At 69.1% G+C, this 2,890-nt stretch carries 4 protein-coding genes and 1 pseudogene; all 5 read right to left on the bottom strand.

Annotation, left to right across the window (positions count from 1 at the left end; translation table 11 throughout):
- Positions 1–420: pseudogene (locus tag A6302_RS19890) on the bottom strand (hypothetical protein); the annotation flags it as partial.
- Positions 421–594: 174 nt separating this feature from the next.
- Positions 595–1,473 (bottom strand): ATP-binding protein, encoded by an 879-nt coding sequence (locus A6302_RS19885; RefSeq protein ID WP_245294172.1) that lies wholly within the window; start codon positions 1,471–1,473, stop codon positions 595–597.
- Complete coding sequence (locus A6302_RS23270; protein WP_069308468.1) at positions 1,470–1,766, bottom strand: hypothetical protein; 297 nt, start codon at positions 1,764–1,766, stop codon at positions 1,470–1,472. The genes A6302_RS19885 and A6302_RS23270 overlap by 4 nt, the downstream gene beginning before the upstream one ends.
- A gap of 38 nt (positions 1,767–1,804) precedes the next feature.
- The gene (locus A6302_RS19875) at positions 1,805–1,999 is read right to left on the bottom strand and encodes a hypothetical protein (RefSeq protein ID WP_018303655.1); all 195 of its coding nucleotides are present in this window, start codon (positions 1,997–1,999) and stop codon (positions 1,805–1,807) included.
- 84 nt (positions 2,000–2,083) lie between these two features.
- The gene (locus tag A6302_RS19870; RefSeq protein WP_069308467.1) at positions 2,084–2,806 is read right to left on the bottom strand and encodes an RNA polymerase sigma factor; all 723 of its coding nucleotides are present in this window, start codon (positions 2,804–2,806) and stop codon (positions 2,084–2,086) included.
- Between the last annotated feature and the right edge of the window lie 84 nt (positions 2,807–2,890).

Here is a 2,890-nt window from a genome sequence, read left to right as displayed (position 1 = left end):
GCCCATCAGCGCGGCGTAGTCGCGGTGATCGGGCGTGACGGCAGCGCGGATCTCGTTCTTGTCTTCGCCGTTGGTGTCAGTGCCGATGTCGATGCGGGCGACGAACTCGACGCCGTCGAGATCACCGAAGCCGTTGATGCGGCGGCGGGCCTGCGCCTCGGGCGAGTTGTCCTTGTCGGACACGCCGCGCGCCGAGTTGAGGATGCTGCGGATCAGGCCGCGCCCCATGTTCGCCCAGTCCGGACCCTTCGGGCTGTAGAGGCCGATCAGCGACCAGACCTTGCGCCGGGCATAGGGCCCCTCGAGCACCGTGTATTCGGCGTCGAGATAGACAGCGCCGGTGGCGGCGCGCCGCGCCCAGCCGCCGGTCCAGCCCTGCGAGGGGTCGTCGAAGCCGCCGGGGCGGAGCGTCAGACGCACCTTGGCGAGCGTGCTTCGGGATGACGTTGGTGTTGGATTGGGCGGAGTTGAAGTCGTTCCAGGGTCCGGACATTGCGCGGCTCCTTTCAGTTGGAGGATGGGACGCGCAGTGGCGTCAGAGGGGAAAAGCCACCCCGGCGACCGGATCGGGACACCGGGCGTGGCGAGATGCGCTCAGCCATGGCCGGGCTCCTCAGCGGGCGCGGGATCGGCCGGGGTCACCGGCGGCCAGGTCAAGCGTTCGGAGGCTGGCGCCGCGGGGCGCTGGATCTTCTCCATCAGCCGTCCGAGATGCGGGGCCTCGACCCTGTCGAGGCGACCGGAGCGGTCCTTGGCGGGATAGCCCCAGGGGTTCAGCGTCTGGCAGACGAAGGCGCGCTGCGGCTGGCCGCCGGGGTCCTGGATGTCGGCCATGGTGACGACCTGATCGACGATCCCCGGCAGTTCGAGCCCGGTCTTCGAGCCGTCGATCTGCGGCTGGAAGACCTTGCGGTTGAAGTCGTCGAGCCGCTCGTCAAGGATGCCGACGAACCAGACGTGCTTGCCGCGCGTGTGCTGCAGGTGGGTCAGCCAGCCGATCATCTCGCGGCCATGCAGCCCGTATGCGCCGCGGATGTCCGGCTTGCCGGTCTTCTCGGAGAACGCTTCGGGCTGCCCACGGCACCACTGGAAGCAGAGCCGTCCCGCGACGGTGATCGAGTCGATGAAGACGGTCTCGTATTTGCCGATCACCGCGGGATCGCCGTAGCGCCCGCAGACCTCGTCGAAATGCGCCTGGCTGTAGGGCTGGTCCTCGCGCAGCGCCGGGTTCGGCCCGCCGATGAACACCGCGAAGTCGCGGCATTCCTTCCAGGTGCGCGGCCGGAGCGTGTCGATCTCCAGCCCCTCGACCGCCAGATCCCCGGCCTCGAGATCGAGGAAAAGCGTGGTCGAGGCGTTCAGCGTCCAGAGCAAGCTGGTCTTGCCGATGCCGGACCGGCCGAAGATGACGCCCTTGATGCCCTTGCGTTGCGCGAGCCGTTCGTCGGCGCCGATGATGGGAAGGGCCATCATTGGCCCTCCTTCTTCATCACCGCCGTGGCGGCGCGATCTGCGCCGATGCACCCCGCCTCGCGGGCGAGCTTGTAGAGGCGCTTCAGCGCGTCGGCGCGGCGGTAGGCGGCCGTGCTCTCCCGCTCCGCCTCCACGATCGCGAAGGCGATCTCGTCGACGGTCGCCTCGACGACCGGCAACGGCTCGCGCGGCTCGTCTCCGGCGCGCTGCGGGAATGCGATGGTTTCGGGGAGGTCTTCGAGGGCGTAGCTCGCCTTGCGAAGACGGGTGATGGCGTCCGGCTGGTCCGGCATGGCTTTTCTCCGTGAGATGAGGTGATCGAGGAGGCCCATCAGGCGGCCTCGCGGACGTCGGGCGCGGGCTCGGCGACGTAGATCGCCAAGAGCGGCGTCCCGTCGGCATGGGCGCCGGCGTCCTCGATCTGATAGTTGCGGTTGGGCTCGCAGACCTCGGTCAGCTCCCAGCGGCGATAGAGCCCCGGAAGACGCCTGAAATCCTCGAGCGACAGATCGGCAGTGCGGTTCATGCGTGTCTGCTTTCGGTTGGAGGGAAGGCGCTCGGGGCGCTCGAATGGGAAAAGCCATCGGCGGGACCGGATCGGGACATCGGTTCAGGGGATTTCCTGGAGGGCGTCGTGCAGCCGACGCATCGCGCGCTGGTAGCGCTTGCGGGCGGCGGCCTCGGTGAGCCCCAGTTCCACGGCGACTTCCGCCTGCGAGAAGCCTTCGATCGCCACGCGGATCACCAGCAGGGCGTCATCGCCGAGCAGCTTCCGCACGGCTTCGTTCAGCCGGGCGTACCCGGTCGCGCCGATCCCGCTGTCACCGCTGTCCGCCACCTCGTCGAGATCGGCGCCGCTGGCGAGATGTTCGCGTGCCTGGTCGCGCTGGCGCACGCGGATCATGTCGCGCTCGACATTCCGCAGCACCGTGGCCGCGATCCAGTTGACCCGCCCGAGGTCGAGGCCGCGGACAGCCTCGGTGGTGCGCGCCAGAACGTCGGACGCGACCTCGTCGGCGGTGCCGAGCCTGCGCCAGAGCGACCGGCGGCGGATGGCGTCGAGGCCGGGCCAGAGCGCCAGCAACAGCAGCGTCAGGGCGCAGTCGGACGCGGGCCCGTCGCCCTGCGCAGCTCCGACCAGCGCGGAGAGGATCAGGTTCTTCCGGGCCGGATCGCCGGTCGTACGATGCAGCCCGTCCAGCAGGGCCGCCGGATCCCGGAACGGTGCCAGTGCGGCCTGCTCATGCCGGACCGCGTCGAAACTGCGCTGGAAGTGAAGGTTGGAGGATGAATGCATGAGGTGATCACGGATCTCGTGCCACGCGATGGACATCGGACGCCTGCCTTGCGGCCAGGCGTCCGGCGCCTTCTCGTGGCCAGGTCAGGACGTCGCGCGTCTCTGCGATTTCAGGGGGTT

The sequence above is a fragment of the Methylobrevis pamukkalensis genome, from assembly GCF_001720135.1.
GTDB classification, from domain to species: Bacteria; Pseudomonadota; Alphaproteobacteria; order Rhizobiales; family Pleomorphomonadaceae; genus Methylobrevis; species Methylobrevis pamukkalensis.
This window is presented reverse-complemented; position numbering and strand designations above follow the sequence as displayed.